Raw genomic sequence first — 16,033 nt, forward strand, 5'->3', positions numbered from 1 at the left:
TAGCTAGCGCGGGCGCGAACGCACGGCGGCGAAGAACGCGGCACCGCTTCTGCGCCTATACGGCGCGGTCCGTTCTCTTCAATCGTCTTCGATCGAAATGCAGCTTCATCATCAGCGCGATTCGTCTGTCAGCGACGACAGTCAGGCACCTCTCTTCGTCGTCGATCTTGCTAGCTCCCGCCTTGCGCAACCGATGGTCCGGCGCGCCGCTCGCCGCGCAATTGCTCGCGCCGTGGCGGCTGCGCATAATGGCAAGGGGCGGATCCCGCGGCCTCGCGTATTGCTGCACGGTGAGGACGGCACTTTTGTCCGCATCGGTGACATCGAGCTGCTGAGCACATTGGACTATGCGCTACCCCATGTCGGCTCCGCGGATGAGCCTTGGGTTAACGAGGCGTCGAACGAACTACTGTATGGCAGCGGCGCGCAATTCTTCCCTGTGGTCGACGGCGTATCACTGGCCGATCTCTGCCGACTCGAAGTCCAGGACTATTATCTGGATTACGCCCATCTTGCAGGCGCGCTCTGTCGAGTGCTCGCCGAGAAGCCGACCTCGATTTGCACGATCTTCACGATCGATCCGGAACGCGCCGACGCGCTGCGAATATCGATTTCCGATCTCGTCGCCGACGCCAAGTCGTGGACTCCGCCGTTCATCGCCGGACTTCGACAGATTGGCCGAATGCTGCATCGGATCCGACGCCGTCGTGCCGGTGGGCAAGCCAAGCGCCTCTCGGCGATCCGGAGCTCGCCGAGGCGCGCTTCGCTCAAGGCACCGGTGCTATTCGTATCCGAGGCCGCGCCCATGGCGCAGATGTTCGATGTCGTCGAGCGACACTTGAAGAAGTTGAACGATGAGCGTTCGCTTCGGCTGGAGCTCACCGGGAGCCGCGAAACGATCGCGATCGAGAACGGCGCGGCGGCGGTCGTCGCGACCTTCGGACATCCGTCGGCGCTGGTGCGTGGTAGACAAGGAAGGTTCAGCGGCCAGTGGCGAACAACCGCGCGGGAATCGCACCGAATCGTGATCGAAAAGCCGTATATCGGTGCCGCGGGCGTGGGATCGCTGCGCGCACCCGTTAGGCATCTACTCGAACATCTGTACTCGGAGCGTTTCGATCAAGTCTTCGAGCACCTCGAGTTCGCCCGTGCCTTCGTCGACGTCGCTCGGCCCGAGGTGCTCGTTGTTGGCAACGACCGGTGGTGGGTTGGGCAAGCATTCGTGAGGGCCGCGCAACAGCGCGGGATTCCGACCGTTCTCATTCAGGACGGACTGGCGTGTGACAAGGCGAGCTGGTCGTGGATCTCCGCCGATCACGTTGCGGCGTTCAGCCCCGTGCTCGCGGAGCTCCTCGTCTCGCACGGCGTCTCGCGCGACCGGATCGCGATCACCGGGCAGCCCCGATATGACTCGTTATGCAAGAAGCGGTATACGCGCGACTCCGGGTCCATTCGGGCTGCGCGCGCCAAGCTGGGCACGAGCACCGGTCCTTGCGTCCTTCTCGCGACTCAGCCACACCAAGACGCTGATCGAGTTGCGAAGGCGGTAGAAGCCCTGCTTCAGATCGATGGTGTGCACGTGTTGCTTCGTCCGCACCCGAGCGAATTCGTTGGGAAGTATGCCCACTGCGTGATGGTAAATCCGGGCCGAGTTTTACTTGCCAGGGGGATGGACATCGACGCGCTACTCGATGCGGCCGACGTCGTCGTGACCGAGTACTCAACGGTCGCTCTCGAGGGTGCGATGCTGGGCATCCCGGTGATCATCGCCAGTTTCCTTGGCGACCGCTCGGATCCACGCGTGTTCGATGGTTTCAGCGTTGCCGTTAGGTCGCCGGAGGCGCTATACGAGGCTGCACAAGCGTTCTGCCAAAGCCGCACAGCGGAGCACCTGATTGATGCGGAGCGATTGCACTCGCTCGTTGGACCGCTCGATGGTCAATCGGGACTTCGAGTCGCCCACCTGATCCACTCACTGCGGAGATCTCATAAGCACCAAAATGATTTGCGCTCTCGCTCTCTTCTGCCATTGCAGGGAAGCGACACGCCGTCGGGGGCGGAGGCGACGTTGTCCGCGCGTCATTGAAGTGCAACCTCAGTTGTTGAGTGCGAAGACGACCGCCTAACGCGTCTCGCCGAGAACTCTTGTAAAGGATGGGATCGATGGTCACCGAGCATGCGCTGGTTCCGCCAGGACCCACCGAGCCTTTCACGACCGGAGAGGACCTGCTGACCTGGATGGGGGATCAATTCGATCAGTTCGGCGACATTTTCAAGGCGCTCATCTACGGCACAACGGTCTACGTGGTGCGAGACCCAAGCCTTGCGGAGCACGTGCTCCGCAAGAATTGGCAGAACTACGTGAAGGGACAGGCGATCAAGCGCGTCGCTTTCCTGCTCGGTAGTGGTTTGATGGCCAGCGAGGGCGCACTCTGGAAAGCACAGCGACGAATGATCCAGCCCGCGTTTCACCGGGACGTGATCGAGCGTCTATCGACCCTCATCGTCGAGGTGAACAACGCTCTGCTCGCGCGATGGGAGCGCGCCGCACTGCTAAACGAGCAGGTGGATGTCACGACAGACGTCAGTCGAATGATCCTTGATATTGTCCTTCGGTCGATTTTCAGCTCGGACTACGATGAAATCGCTCCCTACTTCGACTTGGTATCGTCGGAACCGGAGCGTAATATCGAATTCGCTCAGGGATTTCGCTCGTTAGGGCGCGTCATTCTCAATGTTGCTGCCCGACGACGAGATGAAACCGCGAAGCATGGTGACCTCCTTGACATCCTGATGAACGCACGCGACCGCGATACGGGTAGGTTCATGCCCGACGGTCAGTTGGCGAACGAGGTGAAGACCCTCATCGTGGCGGGCCATGAGACAACGGCAACCACTTTGAACTGGACGTGGTATCTCTTATCGCAACATCCGGAGGTCGAATCCAGGCTCACGAGCGAGCTTGAGCATCTCGAAGGCGACAGCTTCCCGGCTTGCAGTGATCTGCCGCAGTTCCCGTATACACGCCAGGTGATTGAGGAAACACTACGTCTTTACCCAGCGGGTTGGCTTCTGACGCGAAGAGCGATCAAGGACGATAGTCTCGGAGAATACGTCGTGCCCGCCGGGACCGAGATCTATATCCCAGTTTTCTTTATCCAACGGCACCCCGCCCTGTGGACGAGTCCGAGTCAATTCGATCCTGACCGATTCTCTCCCGACAACGCGCAATCGCGTCATTCGCTGGCGATGCTTCCGTTTTCCGCTGGTCCGCGAAACTGCATCGGGGAACCGCTTGCTCGGCTCGAGATGCAGATCCATGTGATGATGGTCGCAAAACGCTTGCGACTATGCTGCAGCAAGGAAACGGCGAGCCCAGAGCTAGACGTAGGGGTAAACCTTCGTAGTAAATGCAACTTCTTCATGAGTCCGACGATGAGGACTTCCACAAACCCGTGCTGACTCGAGATCAATGAGTTTGACAGCGATAACATGCGCCGCAGAGCCGCGCATTCGAATTGATCTCTGCCGTGAGGTGGACATCGAGCCAGCGATGAGCTTTCTGCACGAACATTGGGCGAAGAATCACATCCTTTCGAGAGACGCAGCTCTTTTTCGCTGGCAGTACGAGGCCAAGCTTCGCGACGGTCGGGAGGATGCGCCGACGGTGCTTCTCGCATGGCGCTGCAATAAAATCGTCGGTATGCTGGGCCTGACGTTCATGCGATGGCTTCAGGAGGGATTGACGTACACGGGCGCTTGGTCATCACATTGGTTCGTCGTGCCCGAGTTGCGAACCTCACCTCTTTCGCTGTTGCTGATTCGTGAGGCTTCGCGGCTCGGCATCGAAGTGCTTGGCACGGTTGGAACTACTTCGCACTCGTCCAGCATTCTGCGCGCTCGGGGATACGACTGGATTCCTGAAATTCCGCGCTGGGTCGGCATCATCGATCAGACCAGCACTGCGACGCTGCTGCTCGCAAGCGGGATTCCCGCTTCGCAGCGTGACGAGGTGACCTCGTTCTGCCAGGAGCGCGTCGTTCGGCACACGCATGCAGCAAGTCATGCGGAGGACTGGCAGATTGTGGAGTGGAGCGACAAGCTCGGGGACGAGTGGGACGTCTGCTGGAACCGAAGCGCCGCTCGAGGGTTCGTTGGAGTAATCCGGAATGCCGCGTACTTACGATGGCGTTACGCGAGGCACCCACGGTTCAAATATGAGATCCGGCTTGCGCGTCATTGCTCATCCGGCGTTGGAGGGCTGCTGGTCTTTCGTCTCGAGACGGTGAGGGGAAGGACCGAGCAGGTGGCGCGCATCTGTGAGTTGTTGACCGAGGGACCAGACGCAACTAACAGCTTGCTCTCGCGTTTCGTTGGTGACGCGAGACAGGCCGGCATTTCGTTTGCCGATTTTTATTGCTCGAAGCCGATTCAGGGTCTCTCGGAAGCTGGATTCAACATTGAGCGAACGCTAACAGACCCATTCACGCTTCCTTCACGATTGCAACCAGTCGAGCAGGGCGGACGTCCACTGAACTCGGCGATTCGATTCCCCGCCTCCTTGCGCGGCAGCCTTGAAGATGCAGTGGCCCGCGGCGCGTTGTATTTGACAAAGTCCGATGGCGATCAGGATCGGCCGAACTAGCCGCACGAGTTTTTTTATCCGGAATGCGTAAGACCCAACGACGCAGAGTATTGGGCAAGAGGCCAGGATCTCGAATGGTATTCCACGGCGGTCGCGCTCGGCACGATCTGCGTGATTGTCCGCGTTGGCCAATGACCGGAATGTGGCATGCCACGTCACTGAACAAGCAACGTGATCCACTCACAAGCGCTGGGACGTTGATGAGCGACGCCGCGACCGCGTTGGTGGTGCTCGCACTCTCGAGCGCTCAACGCTAGCTCACGAGCTGAGCGTAGCGGCCGCGATAATGCAACAGCGGCCGTGCTTCGCCCATCGTTCCGCGTTCCACTTCGGCAATGAAGATGGTATGGTCGCCAGCTTCATAGTGCCGAACGAGCTGGCACTCGAGGTGAGCAGCCGCGTCGTCCAGTAACAAGACGTCGTTTTCCCCGCGCGTGAACGGAACGCCATCGAATCGATCCGCGTCGCCCTTGTCGGCAAATCGACGAGAGTGCGCCTCGTGCTCCGATGCAATGATGCTAATTCCCAACTTTGGGTGACGCAGCATTAAGCCGTGCATCGAGGCACTGTGATCGACGCAGACCAGGACGAGTGGCGGTGACAGGCTGACGGAGCAGAACGCGCTCACGGTCATGCCGACGTCGCGCTCGCCATCACGAGCCGTAATGATCGCGATGCCCGATGCGAACCGTCCCAGAAGATGTCGGTAAGTGTTGGAGTCGAGCATCGGCTCACCTCACGCGGTGTTGCCGGCATCCACGGTCAATGTGGTGCCCGTGATGTTCTTTGCCTTGTCGCTGAGCAGGAATGCGACGGCATTCGCGACGTCGTCGATTTCCGGCATTCGGCGAAGCGCGCTGCGTCGAGCAATCTTTTCTCGTTGTTGCTCCCCGAGATCGCCCGTCATGTCGGTATCGACGAATCCAGGCGCCACCGAGTTGACAGTAATGCCGAGTGGCCCGAGCTCGCGGGCGAGTGACCGCGTGAATCCGAGCAGTGACGACTTCGTGGTGCTGTAGACCGACAGCCCGGAGTAGCCAGTCACGCTGACGATCGATGAGATATTGACAATCCGGCCACCCTGACCGCTCATCATCGATCGCACGACGTACTTCGTCAAAACGAGGGGCGACAAGGTGTTGATGCGCAGGAGGGTCTCAATGTCCCCGTCCTTCATCGTGGCGAGGACGCCACTCGTGCCGATGCCCGCATTGTTAACGAGCCCAAAGATCGGCCCGTAACTCGTTCGAATATGCCTAACGAGCTCCGGCAGCTCGTTGATGCTTCCAAGGTCGGAGGGTACAAACTCGATCGAGCCACCCTCCGGGGATGCCGCTTGGTTCATCGCATCGGTAAGTGCCTCGCTCTGACGGCGCGCTACGGCGATTACGCGATGTCCGATGGCGCAGAGCGTCTTGGCAATCCCCAGACCGAGGCCACGGCTACCGCCGGTGACGATAACGTTAGGCATCGCGTCGCCCGAGCTTGCCGGAGGGTGTCACCGCGAGCGACGACGTGAAGCGTATCGACGCAGGCACCTTGTGCGCCGCCAGTGACTGACGGCACGCGGCCAGGATCTCGGCACGGGTGCTCTCGATCACCGCCGGCTCGAGTCCATTCTCACTGCCGGTGAGAACTACCTCGGCCGTGACGATTGTTCCGGTAATTGGACTCTTGCGTGCTTTGACGAGCGACATACGCACGCTCGGATGTCGATTGATGATGGCTTCGACTTCCTCGGGGTGGATCTTCAGGCCACCAACGTTGATGATTCCACCCCGTCGACCCGCGAAGAAGTATCGATCGCTGCGACGCTCGACGACATCGCCGGTGTCCACGAACCCCTCCGCGTCGCGGAGCGACTCGCCGTGGCTCCCGAGATAGCGGAGCGCGGTGCGCGGGGAGCGGATTCGCAGAGTGTCATCTTCGACTCTGAGATCGACGCCAGAATCGTTAGGTTCCAGGAAAGATGCCGGAAAACCAGCGAAGCCGTCGGTCACGTCGAACGCGACGCCGGCTTCTGTCGAAGCGAAGGCGTGCGCGACCCGTGCGTGCGGGAAGATCGACTGTAGGTGATCGATGATTGTTTGGTCCGCGATCTCGCCCGACAGGCGAGCATAAGTTGGCGAGAGTTCGCGTACGAGGGGACTCATCAAGGCGCGTCGCCAATGCGACGGAGTGCCGGTGATGTGCGTGACGCGATGCTCACGTCCACGTGTCAGGAAATCTGTCGCGCTCTCCCCCGGTGCGGAGAGAAGCAGTGACCCGCCTCCAAGTAGGGCTCGAAGAAGTATCTGCAAACCACCGTAGCGCCGGATGTCATAGAACGTTGCCCATATGAGCGGCCCCGCGAGGCTTCCGGCGGGCTTGATTGCGTCACTCAGCGTTCCGAGCGTGTGCACGACCATCTTCGGCACACCCGTAGTACCGGACGTGAAGAGAATCCACTCCGTCGTCGCGTTTTCCGCTTCGCGGTTCGGCGCCGCTGGACGAAGATTCCGCTCGATCGAAACGATGTTTTCCACGCCGACACCCGAGAACGCCTCGAGCGGGCGATCCGAAGCGATCGCATCGATCTGCGCCGTCGCAACGATGTAGGGGAGGTGCGCGTCGTCGAGGTCAGGCGGACAGAGCACGAGACGCCGTGCGATTCCGTCCAGCTCGACGACTGCCAGCGCAAATGCGAGTTGGTCTGCCGTCGAGATCAGCACCGATCGACCGCGCAACTCCTCGAGGCGCCCGCCAAGGGCGGACGCTTGCGCGAGATCGGAAAGCGCGATCGTCGTGTCGCGCGCCCAGAGCAACCGGTCATTCTCGATGCCGGCGCGTCGGAACGATTCCCAGAGCGACGTGCTACTACGCACTCGCATTCTCGTACATCGTCTCGTACATCTTGACGAAATCGCCGAAGGTCACGGGGAACTGGGCATCTTCCGCCGCGGTGAACGGATCGATGCCGAGCGAGTCCTCGAGTCGAGCGACGACGATCGCGAACGCGAGCGAATCGAGTCCGGAGTTCATCAGCGAGCGATCGTCGGTGAGCGGCGCCAGCTTGTGACGCTGTTCGCTCGCAACCTGCTCGAATTGCGTCACGATAGTCGATCGGATGCTTGCAGACATCGGAGAGTCCTCGGGGTTGTTCGGTGTGTAGGGGAAAGAAGAGCTGATACTGTCAAGCGGACGCAGTCGCTAGGCTCGGTTCCGGTCGGCACGCGTTCATCAAAGCGTCCACGAGCTCCCGAATGTCGTCCATGGTTGCTTCACCATGCGTTAGGCAGATTCTGATCACGTCGCGCCCTTCGTACTTCGCCACAGCTACCCATGCGCGCCCGGATGCGAGCACTCGTGCGGCCGTGGTATGTACATCGGCGGCACTTGGGGGCGGCTCGACACAAAGGACAGCCAGGGTCGAGTCATTCGCGATGCGCCACTCTCGCTCGATGAGCATGTCGCGTAAGCCAGCAATGAGATCGACGGAGCGCTCGACATGTTGCGCGTATCCGTCCCAACCAGCCGCAGCGAGCGACAGGAACAGGCGCACGCCGAGGAAGCGCCGCGACCACTGGGCGGTGGTCACGTACGGATCAATAGTGACTGTGTTCGACGGCATGAATCCAGTGGACACCTGGAATGTTTTCGACAAGATGAGTGGATCGCGGGTGATGAACATTCCGCAGCCCATCGTCGTCGCGAACCACTTGTGTGCATCGATGGTGACGGAGTTTGCGTGCTCGATGCCGGCCAGTGTGCCTCGCAGCCGCTCTGACGCGACCACCGCGCCACCCCATGCCGCGTCGGCGTGCAGCCACAGACCGCGATCGCGCGCGAGCTCGGCGCACCGCTCGATTGGATCGATCATGCCGGCGTTGGTCGTCCCTGCGGTCGCGACGATCAAGAACGGAACGCAACCGCGTGCCACATCTTCATCGAGCATTGTGGTGAGCGCATCGACACTCATACGGCCCGTGCCGTCCGTCGGCACTTGCCGAACCGCTGACCGACCGATACCTGCTTGGTGCCCGATTTTCACCCACGCGAGGTGGCTCTCACGTGAGATGTAGAACACAGGTGGTCCGCTGAACGAGCGCGCGCCCTCGGTGGCGAATCGATCGTTCGCATGGGTGAGCGCGCAGAGCACTGCAGTGTAGTTCGCTTCCGATCCACCGGAGGTGAAGTGTCCCGTGGTCTCCGGCGGCAATCCCGCGCGTCGCGCGATCGCACGAATCACGTGCGACTCGATCTCGACTGCGGCGGGCGATGTCGTCGCGGTCGCGAGTTGAGGGTTGAGGGCTCCCGTTATGCGGTCTCCACACAGCGCCGGGAATGTCGGGGCAGGATTGAAGAGCCCGAAGTACCGCGGATTTGTCATGTGAACGACGCCATGCTCGATCTGGTCAATCGTCCACGCGAGGACCGTGTCGAGAGTCCGCGGAGCACTGAAGTCGAAGTCCGCGAGCTCCGATCGCAGGCGCGTCATTTCCAGCGTGGGCACGACCGGTCCGGATGCAATACGGTCGTTGGCGCACAACAACTCGCGAGTCAGATAATCGTCCCAATGCACGCGCTCTTCGTGCGACGGAAAGAGTGCTGGAACGGGCGGCATCGGGTCGGAGGTGCGCATCTGGTCTATGGCCTCATACCGTCGGCACAGCGGCGCCGCCTAACGACAGCACCTCCGGCTCGCGTTGCGCGACAGTATGCTCCAGCCAGTTCGAGTAAAGTCGCACAGCCACGTCATGCCAGACATGCGCGGGCAACGCGTCGCGACCTGGAAACTCGTCGAGCAGCTCACGGATGCGTTGTCGCTCAGCGCGCTCTCGAAATGCATTCAACTCGTGTGTCGTGTCCTCGTCGAAGTAGCCGCGCGGTAGCTCCGGATAGCGATCCATCGTACCAGCGAGAAAGCGACCAACGTCGCGCCTGTATTCGCGGAACAAAGCACCCGCGTCGTACTCAGGGTGTCCCTGGTAGAACAGGAAGGGCGTGCCGCGCCTCAGCACGAATGCATCGGCCCCGGCGTGCTCGGAGAACGAGAGGATTTCGTAGCCTGCGGCAAGGAGCTGATCTGGATCGAGCGTGTTGAGACGTGAATGTGGCATACGCCATGAGATGGGCAATCCGGCGAGCAGCGAACTCTCACATGCCTTCGCGCACCGGAACACACCCGAGATCTTCGCGCCGAGTCTTTGTCGCTGGATACCGTGCAAGTGAAGCACCGCGGCGTGCGCCGCAAGGCAGGACCAGACCGTCGGCGTGCCCGATTCACTTGCCCATTCGACGAGCCGGGTGAGCGATGGCCAATACACTTCCTCGGGAAGCGTGAGCGTGCGCGGCTCGGCACCGGTGACAATGAGACCATCGAACCCGCCACTCCACAGCGACTCGATCGGCTCGTAATGCTCGGCGACATAGCGGCGGGCGCCCTCTCCACGGATCAGCTCAGGGAAAGAGAAGAGCCGGAGTCGAACATCGTACCGGGCACTCGCCGCGGCGAGCAGGTCGCTGAACTGCTGTTCGGTCGTTTCGAGAGCGGCGTCGGGCATATTGTTCAACAGCGCGATCACGAGCGGCTCATGCCGCTCTTGATCGTGCGCGGTCCTAGCGCCGTTCGTCGGACGACGTGACGAGTTCATTGCCCGGCCACCCGAGCGACTGGCGATCGTGTTACCCTCGCCACTCCCGGCAGTGCGCTCACCCGTGGCGGCACGGCGACGTCAAGCGCCTGATCGAGATCGGCGAGAATATCATCGATGTGCTCGATGCCGATGCTGACCCGGATCATCTCAGGCTTTACCCCCGCCTTCAATTGCTCGGCGGTCGTCATCTGCCGATGCGTTGTCGATGCCGGGTGACAGGCGAGTGACTTCGAATCGCCCAGGTTCACGACGCGCTTGATGAGCGATAACGCGTTGTAAAATGTCGTTCCCGCCGTTAGGCCGCCACGGAGTCCGAACGTCATGATCGAGCACGCGCGCCCAGCGAGATATTTCTGAGTCAGCTGGTAGTACGGACTTTCCGGAAACCCGGCGTAGTTGACCCACTCCACACGCGAGTCGTCGCGGAGGAACTCGGCGACTCGCTGTGCATTCTCCACGTGACGATCCATGCGCACCGCCACCGATTCGATTCCCTGTAGCAGAAGAAACGCGCTGAGTGGGGAGAGCACGGAGCCGAGCGTGCGCTGATAAACGCTGCGACACCTTCCTATGTATGCGGCGTCGCCAAAATGCTCGGTGTAAACGAGGTCGTGATACGACGAGTCGGGCTCCGTGAACATCGAGAATCGCGAGCCGTACTTGGACCACTCGAACTTGCCCGCATCGACGATGATACCGCCCATGGTCGTGCCGTGACCGCCCATGAATTTCGTGAGCGAATGGAGGACGACATCGGCGCCGAACTGGATCGGGCGCAGCAAGACTGGAGTCGGGACCGTGTTGTCGACGATCAGCGGAACGCCATGCGTGTGCGCGACGGTCGAGAGGGCTTCGATATCGCACACGTTGCCAGCCGGATTGCCGACACTTTCGCAGTAGACGGCGCGAGTATTCTCGTCGATGAGTGCGTCGATTGCCTCGGGGCTGTCGTCCACCGCGAAGCGGACGATGACGCCCATTTTCGGCAGCAGGTGCGCGAAAAGCGTATACGTTGTCCCGTACAACTGCGGTACGGAGACAATGTTCGTTCCAGGTGCGGTCACGTTGAGCGTCGCAAAGTGCAACGCGGCCTGGCCGGAGCTGACGCTCAACGCGCCTAGCCCCCCTTCCATCGCGGCGACGCGCCGCTCGAGCACGTCGCTCGTCGGGTTGCTAATGCGCGAGTAGCGGTAGCCGTCGACTTCGAGATTGAAGAGGGCGGCAGCATGCTCGGCGCTCTCGAACTCGTACGCTGCCGACTGATAGATCGGCACCGCCGTCGTCGGTGCACGACCGTCGGCCGTGTACCCGTAGTGAAGCGCGATCGTCTCCGGACGCATCAGAGGGAGAGCGTGTCTCGCACTTCGGATGGCCACGCTTCGAGATCGAGGCCGTGCGTGGCGAATAGCGCGATCGTCAGGCGATCGAGGCCGAACGCCGCGCACGCGGTGTGAGCGACGGCGCCGTCGTCGGTGCCGAGTCCCCACGTGGTACCGAAGTGATCTTGGTGATAATTGAAGCTCATGCACGCCGTCGGCGCTTCCTCCGAATTCACCGGCACGAGGAGCTCGAACTTGAGCGCTTGCTCAACCTGGTTGACGGCCATCAGCTTGCCGGCGCGTCCGAAGAACGGATCGCTCGCGGGAGCGAGCGTGAAGGGCAGGCCCAGCTGATTCGCCATCTGCTCTGCCTTGGCCTTCCAGCTTTCGCGAAACGCGAACGCCGTCTCGGGTGCGCCAATGCAGACGTACTCGCGCATACGGAATGCCTGCATGCGACCGAGCTCCGACGATGTTTCGCGACGGAAGCAGTAGGACTCGACGTCGACGATCACACCGGTGCTCGCCACGTCGCCGCGCGCGGCGATGATCGGGTACACCTGGTAACAGGCGGCTGGCGTCAGCACGAGATCCGTCGCCACGAGAGCGTCTACCCATTCCTGGCCGATCGCTTTCCCTTCAACGAGTGCTCGGATCTTCGCCTCCGTACCTGTCATCGTGCTCACGCAGCCAAGCAGATGCGGAAAGCTCTTGAGGTAACCCGATTTCTCGAGCAGTGCACGACTCATTACTGGCGGGAAGCGCAGCACTTCCGTGCCCTCCGGCCGATTCCGCGTGATGAGCGCCGTTAGGCCGGCGATCACGTCTTCGAAAACACCCGTCCTGCCCTGCACACCGTTCGCCGCTGTCGGCTGCAGGATGGAGGAGGTGATAGCCTCGAGGCGTTCAGTAGATACTTGAGTCGACATCTCAGTCTCTCACGCGAGCAGGCACCTCGAACAGCAACAGCGAGCTTGCCGTACTGGCGAGGATGCGTTCGTTGTTGATCATGATCGCCGAAGACAACACGTCGCGCAGATTCCGAGCGACGCTGAATTCACCGTCGTTGCGATACCCCGAAAGTCCGCACGCTTGAAGCGCGCTCAGTACGATCTGAATCGCCATCTCCGACGAGTTCACCTTCAATAGGTTCATCCCCGCTTGGAAGTCGATTGCCTCGAGGCGCTCGCCATCCTTCGCTGCCTGCTCGTAGCTCGCCACCGCGGACGCGATCGTGCCGCGCAGCGCGCGAAGTGACATCATCGCGCGCGTGAAATGCGACGCGCCGGGAGCGGCCTGGCCGTTACTTCCCTGAGCCGCGCCCTTGCGCACGAAGCGGCGCGCATGTGCGACGGCGCCGGCGGCAATCCCACACCAGACACCACTCCACGTTAGGTGCGCGATCGGCACCATGCTCTGCGGATGAATGCGTTCATACGATTCTGGGATGACCTGCTCGGCGCCAGCGCTACCACGCAGCGTAAAGCCCGTGCTGCAGGTGCCGCGCATGCCCATCGTGTCCCACTCCTTGATCTTCTCGAGATCGTAGTCGCCCTTAACGAACGCCACGAGCACTTGATCCGAGGGCGTGGCATCGGCCGCGCGCCGCGCGGTGAGGAGGATACCATCCGCTTCGGCACCGTACGACATCACGGTGCCATTCTTGACCAGCGACATGCGGGAGCCATCACGCTCCACGGCGCACGCGCTGGCGCGTACCGCGCCACCCATCTGGTTCTCTGTGGTGGACGACGCAAATAGCAGCTGCTCATCACAGAGTCGCCGAAGCAACTGCTGGTGCCACGGACTGCTGCGCGCGTGGCGCAGAAGGATGACAACCTGGATCTGATGCATCGCGAAGATCATCGCCGACGAGCCGCATGCCGCACCAAGCATGTAGCAGATATCCACCACATCTGAGACCGACGCGCCGTCGCCACCCAATTCTACGGGTACCAACATGCTCAAGAGCCGATGTTGCCGGGCCGCCGCGAAGGTCTCGTGCGGGAACCGGGAGTCGCGGTCTACGTCAGCTGCGTGCTCCGCGGCTGCCGCTGCTACGAATCGTGCGCGCGCGGACGGGTGAGCAGCGGGCGTATGCGTCACGGTATCGGGTGCATCCATGGTCTTCATGCGCAACGCCTTGTGTTCAAGGGTTATACGGCGAGTTGTGGGCCATGTTACGGAGTGTCACGCGGACCTGTTGCACAAACGTGGATCGTGTGGATGATCCGAGACGCGGCTAATGCACGACGCAGACCGACATATGGCTCGCTCCCGGCTAGCGAGCGGTTACCGCGATCTCACTATTCTCAATCCAACGATCTTCAATGAAATGATGGCGTTGCGTCATGCGTGAAGCTCGGTGAGAGGCCTCGCGAGCAGGCTCAGGCGCCCCGCCAGTGCAACAGCGACTTGTGGCGTCCGGTCAACAGTTCATGGAGTCCTTGTCCGGGAATACCAAGGAAGGCACGGTGGCGCGCTCAATGCACGAGGCGAGCGTCGTCAGATTCGCCATTGATAACGTGTCGCTGCCCTCTATTTTGACCGCAACCATCCTTCGGTCTGAACGCCGTGCACCAACCGCGATGCCGGTTGGCGCGTTCCACCAATGCATCCAAATGTCTGACGTGAACGCGCAGCCCGTCGACGACAGAATCGCCGGCGTTGTTCGGCGCTTGCTGGCCGAGCACTCTGTCGACAGGGCAATTGGCCCTGACGAGGACTTGCGGCAGGCCGGATTGAGCTCGCTCGACATGGTGAGCCTGGTACTCTCCATCGAGGAAGAGTTCGACCTCATGGTCCCCGAGGTCAGCATCATGCCTTCCAATTTCCGGTCGATCGCGGCGATTGGCCGGCTCGTCGAATCGCTGAGGAAGCCTCGCTGATGCTTTCCGTTCTCGCTGCCTAACGCAGTCCTCGCTCGGGACTCGACCGCACTAATGCCACTTGATCGTCACGCGAAGCGCCTGTTGGAAATGATCGCTGCCGGGAAGGGAGGTGTTATTAGCGAACTCACTCCCGACTCGATCCGACGATCGATGACGCGACTGGCAGAGGCCGTAGATGTCCATCACGTTCCGGTGGGGCGTGTGGAAGATCGCGAGGTGATGAGTCCCGGTGGTCCGATTCCGATCCGGATCTACACACCCTGCGAGGCGGGTACAGATCGGCTTCCGTGTATCGTCTACTTCCATGGCGGCACGGGGGTCTTTTGCGGGATCGAGACACACGATGGGCTGTGCCGGCTGCTCGCGAGCTCCAGCGGATGTAAGGTCATATCGACGGAGTATCGCCTCGCTCCCGAGCATCCCTTTCCGGCTGCAATCGAAGACGGAGCATGTGTCACGCGCTGGGTTGCCAAGCAGGCTGCGGATCTCGAGTTGGATCCCACACGCCTCGCGGTGGCGGGCGATTCAGCCGGCGGAACGATCGCGGCGGTCGTCTGTCAACTCGCCGCGCACGAGGGTGGACCTCGCATTGCGCTGCAGGCGCTGCTTTGTCCGGTCACCGATCTTGCGGAGGAGTCAGAATCGCGTCACCTGTTTTCCGAAGGGTTCTTCATCGAGCGCTCAACGCTCGAATGGGCGAAGTCGATGTATTGTGCTGGGGCAGACCTCAGGGATCCCCGCATTTCGCCGCTCCGAGCGAAATCGCTCGTGGGATTGCCGCCCGCGCACGTGCACACCGCGGAATTCGATCCGATGCGCGACGAGGGCGAAGCGTATGCGAGAGCGTTGGCCGCGGCCGGAGTGCCCGTGCGCTACACGTGCCATACAGGGCTGATTCATCACTTCTATTGTATGGCGGGCGCAATTCCGTATGGCCGCGCTGTGTTGACCTCAGTCGGCGCCGCGATGCGCGAGGCCCTCACTGTCGTTTGAACCGCGCCGATCGGGGTTAGTGCGGGGCGAAGAACTCGATATATGAACCGATGCGGCCATCGCGGATCTCGATCATGTCGACCAGCTCGGTCAGCACGGTCGTCCCGGTGAGACGCGAAAAGATCTTTGCTCGCCAGTGCACGGCGGCTTTTGCACCATCTATCACTAAGGACAGTATTTGCTCATCACTGAGCTTGAAGGTTCTGATCATGATAGCGAGCAGCGGCCGATATTCGTCGGCTCCGACGGCTGTAACGGCGACGGGAGTCGAATGACTTGCGCCCGCGATCTGAAAGCGCGCGTCTCGGGAGAACTTATCGTAGACAGCGGCTACGTCGCCGCTGACTCGCGCGGCGTAGAGGTCGCGTAGCAAGCGTTCGGTCTCCTGGCGATCAATCATCGCGTGATCTCCCAGCCATGCATCCATGATTTCCACTCAGCGACTCCGGTACCGACCAACCAAGCGAAGCATCGTATGATTTCTGCGATTCGGCAATGCCACGCGCTTCGAGCGGACAAAGAGCCCGTTCGTTCGTCGCACGCGGACGG

General features: G+C 61.2%; 15 protein-coding genes. 5 read left to right on the top strand and 10 right to left on the bottom strand.

The window, feature by feature from the left end; genetic code table 11:
• Nucleotides 1–97 precede the first annotated feature (97 nt).
• From VGH98_25525 to VGH98_25535, 3 genes are all read left to right on the top strand, one after another.
• The gene (locus VGH98_25525) at nt 98–2,086 is read left to right on the top strand and encodes a CDP-glycerol glycerophosphotransferase family protein (GenBank protein ID HEY2379367.1); all 1,989 of its coding nucleotides are present in this window, start codon (nt 98–100) and stop codon (nt 2,084–2,086) included.
• Nucleotides 2,087–2,163: 77 nt separating this feature from the next.
• Complete coding sequence (locus VGH98_25530; GenBank protein HEY2379368.1) at nt 2,164–3,462, top strand: cytochrome P450; 1,299 nt, start codon at nt 2,164–2,166, stop codon at nt 3,460–3,462.
• 91 nt (nt 3,463–3,553) lie between these two features.
• Nucleotides 3,554–4,645 (top strand): hypothetical protein, encoded by a 1,092-nt coding sequence (locus tag VGH98_25535; GenBank protein ID HEY2379369.1) that lies wholly within the window; start codon nt 3,554–3,556, stop codon nt 4,643–4,645.
• 253 nt (nt 4,646–4,898) lie between these two features.
• Here the strand turns inward: VGH98_25535 and VGH98_25540 are convergent, their stop codons facing one another.
• The 9 genes from VGH98_25540 to VGH98_25580 are packed head-to-tail and all read right to left on the bottom strand — an operon-like array spanning nt 4,899 to nt 13,733.
• Entirely contained in the window at nt 4,899–5,372 is a 474-nt protein-coding gene (locus VGH98_25540; GenBank protein ID HEY2379370.1) for a flavin reductase family protein, read from the bottom strand.
• A 9-nt stretch (nt 5,373–5,381) separates the two neighbouring features.
• Entirely contained in the window at nt 5,382–6,116 is a 735-nt protein-coding gene (locus tag VGH98_25545) for an SDR family oxidoreductase (protein HEY2379371.1), read from the bottom strand.
• A complete protein-coding gene (locus tag VGH98_25550; protein ID HEY2379372.1) occupies nt 6,109–7,515 on the bottom strand; it encodes an AMP-binding protein in 1,407 nt (468 codons plus the stop codon). The genes VGH98_25545 and VGH98_25550 overlap by 8 nt, the downstream gene beginning before the upstream one ends.
• Entirely contained in the window at nt 7,502–7,765 is a 264-nt protein-coding gene (locus tag VGH98_25555; GenBank protein HEY2379373.1) for an acyl carrier protein, read from the bottom strand. Before VGH98_25555 ends, VGH98_25550 begins: the two co-directional genes overlap by 14 nt.
• A gap of 52 nt (nt 7,766–7,817) precedes the next feature.
• On the bottom strand, nt 7,818–9,266 hold the full coding sequence (locus VGH98_25560; protein HEY2379374.1) for a pyridoxal-dependent decarboxylase: 1,449 nt from the start codon (nt 9,264–9,266) through the stop codon (nt 7,818–7,820).
• A gap of 13 nt (nt 9,267–9,279) precedes the next feature.
• Nucleotides 9,280–10,278 (bottom strand): homoserine O-succinyltransferase, encoded by a 999-nt coding sequence (locus VGH98_25565; GenBank protein ID HEY2379375.1) that lies wholly within the window; start codon nt 10,276–10,278, stop codon nt 9,280–9,282.
• Nucleotides 10,275–11,621: an O-acetylhomoserine aminocarboxypropyltransferase/cysteine synthase family protein gene (locus tag VGH98_25570; protein HEY2379376.1), complete on the bottom strand. Its 1,347-nt coding sequence runs from the start codon at nt 11,619–11,621 to the stop codon at nt 10,275–10,277. The genes VGH98_25565 and VGH98_25570 overlap by 4 nt, the downstream gene beginning before the upstream one ends.
• Nucleotides 11,621–12,529 carry an amino acid--[acyl-carrier-protein] ligase gene (locus VGH98_25575; GenBank protein HEY2379377.1) on the bottom strand — a complete coding sequence of 303 codons (909 nt, stop codon included), beginning with the start codon at nt 12,527–12,529 and terminating at the stop codon, nt 11,621–11,623. The genes VGH98_25570 and VGH98_25575 overlap by 1 nt, the downstream gene beginning before the upstream one ends.
• Before the next feature lies 1 nt (nt 12,530).
• Entirely contained in the window at nt 12,531–13,733 is a 1,203-nt protein-coding gene (locus VGH98_25580; GenBank protein ID HEY2379378.1) for an acyl-CoA dehydrogenase family protein, read from the bottom strand.
• Nucleotides 13,734–14,038: 305 nt separating this feature from the next.
• Here VGH98_25580 and VGH98_25585 point away from each other — a divergent pair, with 305 nt between their 5' ends.
• Both VGH98_25585 and VGH98_25590 read left to right on the top strand, forming a co-directional pair.
• Nucleotides 14,039–14,488 (top strand): phosphopantetheine-binding protein, encoded by a 450-nt coding sequence (locus VGH98_25585; protein HEY2379379.1) that lies wholly within the window; start codon nt 14,039–14,041, stop codon nt 14,486–14,488.
• A gap of 153 nt (nt 14,489–14,641) precedes the next feature.
• Complete coding sequence (locus VGH98_25590) at nt 14,642–15,484, top strand: alpha/beta hydrolase (protein ID HEY2379380.1); 843 nt, start codon at nt 14,642–14,644, stop codon at nt 15,482–15,484.
• Between the two features lie 16 nt (nt 15,485–15,500).
• On the opposite strand, the gene VGH98_25595 is transcribed toward VGH98_25590, so the two are convergent.
• Nucleotides 15,501–15,911 (bottom strand): nuclear transport factor 2 family protein, encoded by a 411-nt coding sequence (locus VGH98_25595; GenBank protein HEY2379381.1) that lies wholly within the window; start codon nt 15,909–15,911, stop codon nt 15,501–15,503.
• Nucleotides 15,912–16,033 lie beyond the last annotated feature (122 nt).

Source organism: Gemmatimonadaceae bacterium (assembly GCA_036496605.1).
Taxonomy (GTDB): Bacteria; Gemmatimonadota; Gemmatimonadetes; order Gemmatimonadales; family Gemmatimonadaceae; genus AG2.

Bases quoted from the DNA above. Each gene is read 5' to 3' on its own strand.
- VGH98_25525 (HEY2379367.1), top strand. From the start codon at position 98: ATGCAGCTTCATCATCAGCGCGATTCGTCTGTCAGCGACGACAGTCAG.
- VGH98_25530 (HEY2379368.1), top strand. From the start codon at position 2,164: ATGGTCACCGAGCATGCGCTGGTTCCGCCAGGACCCACCGAGCCTTTC.
- VGH98_25535 (HEY2379369.1), top strand. From the start codon at position 3,554: ATGAGCTTTCTGCACGAACATTGGGCGAAGAATCACATCCTTTCGAGA.
- VGH98_25540 (HEY2379370.1), bottom strand. From the start codon at position 5,372: ATGCTCGACTCCAACACTTACCGACATCTTCTGGGACGGTTCGCATCG.
- VGH98_25545 (HEY2379371.1), bottom strand. From the start codon at position 6,116: ATGCCTAACGTTATCGTCACCGGCGGTAGCCGTGGCCTCGGTCTGGGG.
- VGH98_25550 (HEY2379372.1), bottom strand. From the start codon at position 7,515: ATGCGAGTGCGTAGTAGCACGTCGCTCTGGGAATCGTTCCGACGCGCC.
- VGH98_25555 (HEY2379373.1), bottom strand. From the start codon at position 7,765: ATGTCTGCAAGCATCCGATCGACTATCGTGACGCAATTCGAGCAGGTT.
- VGH98_25560 (HEY2379374.1), bottom strand. From the start codon at position 9,266: ATGCGCACCTCCGACCCGATGCCGCCCGTTCCAGCACTCTTTCCGTCG.
- VGH98_25565 (HEY2379375.1), bottom strand. From the start codon at position 10,278: ATGAACTCGTCACGTCGTCCGACGAACGGCGCTAGGACCGCGCACGAT.
- VGH98_25570 (HEY2379376.1), bottom strand. From the start codon at position 11,621: ATGCGTCCGGAGACGATCGCGCTTCACTACGGGTACACGGCCGACGGT.
- VGH98_25575 (HEY2379377.1), bottom strand. From the start codon at position 12,529: ATGTCGACTCAAGTATCTACTGAACGCCTCGAGGCTATCACCTCCTCC.
- VGH98_25580 (HEY2379378.1), bottom strand. From the start codon at position 13,733: ATGAAGACCATGGATGCACCCGATACCGTGACGCATACGCCCGCTGCT.
- VGH98_25585 (HEY2379379.1), top strand. From the start codon at position 14,039: ATGGAGTCCTTGTCCGGGAATACCAAGGAAGGCACGGTGGCGCGCTCA.
- VGH98_25590 (HEY2379380.1), top strand. From the start codon at position 14,642: ATGACGCGACTGGCAGAGGCCGTAGATGTCCATCACGTTCCGGTGGGG.
- VGH98_25595 (HEY2379381.1), bottom strand. From the start codon at position 15,911: ATGGATGCATGGCTGGGAGATCACGCGATGATTGATCGCCAGGAGACC.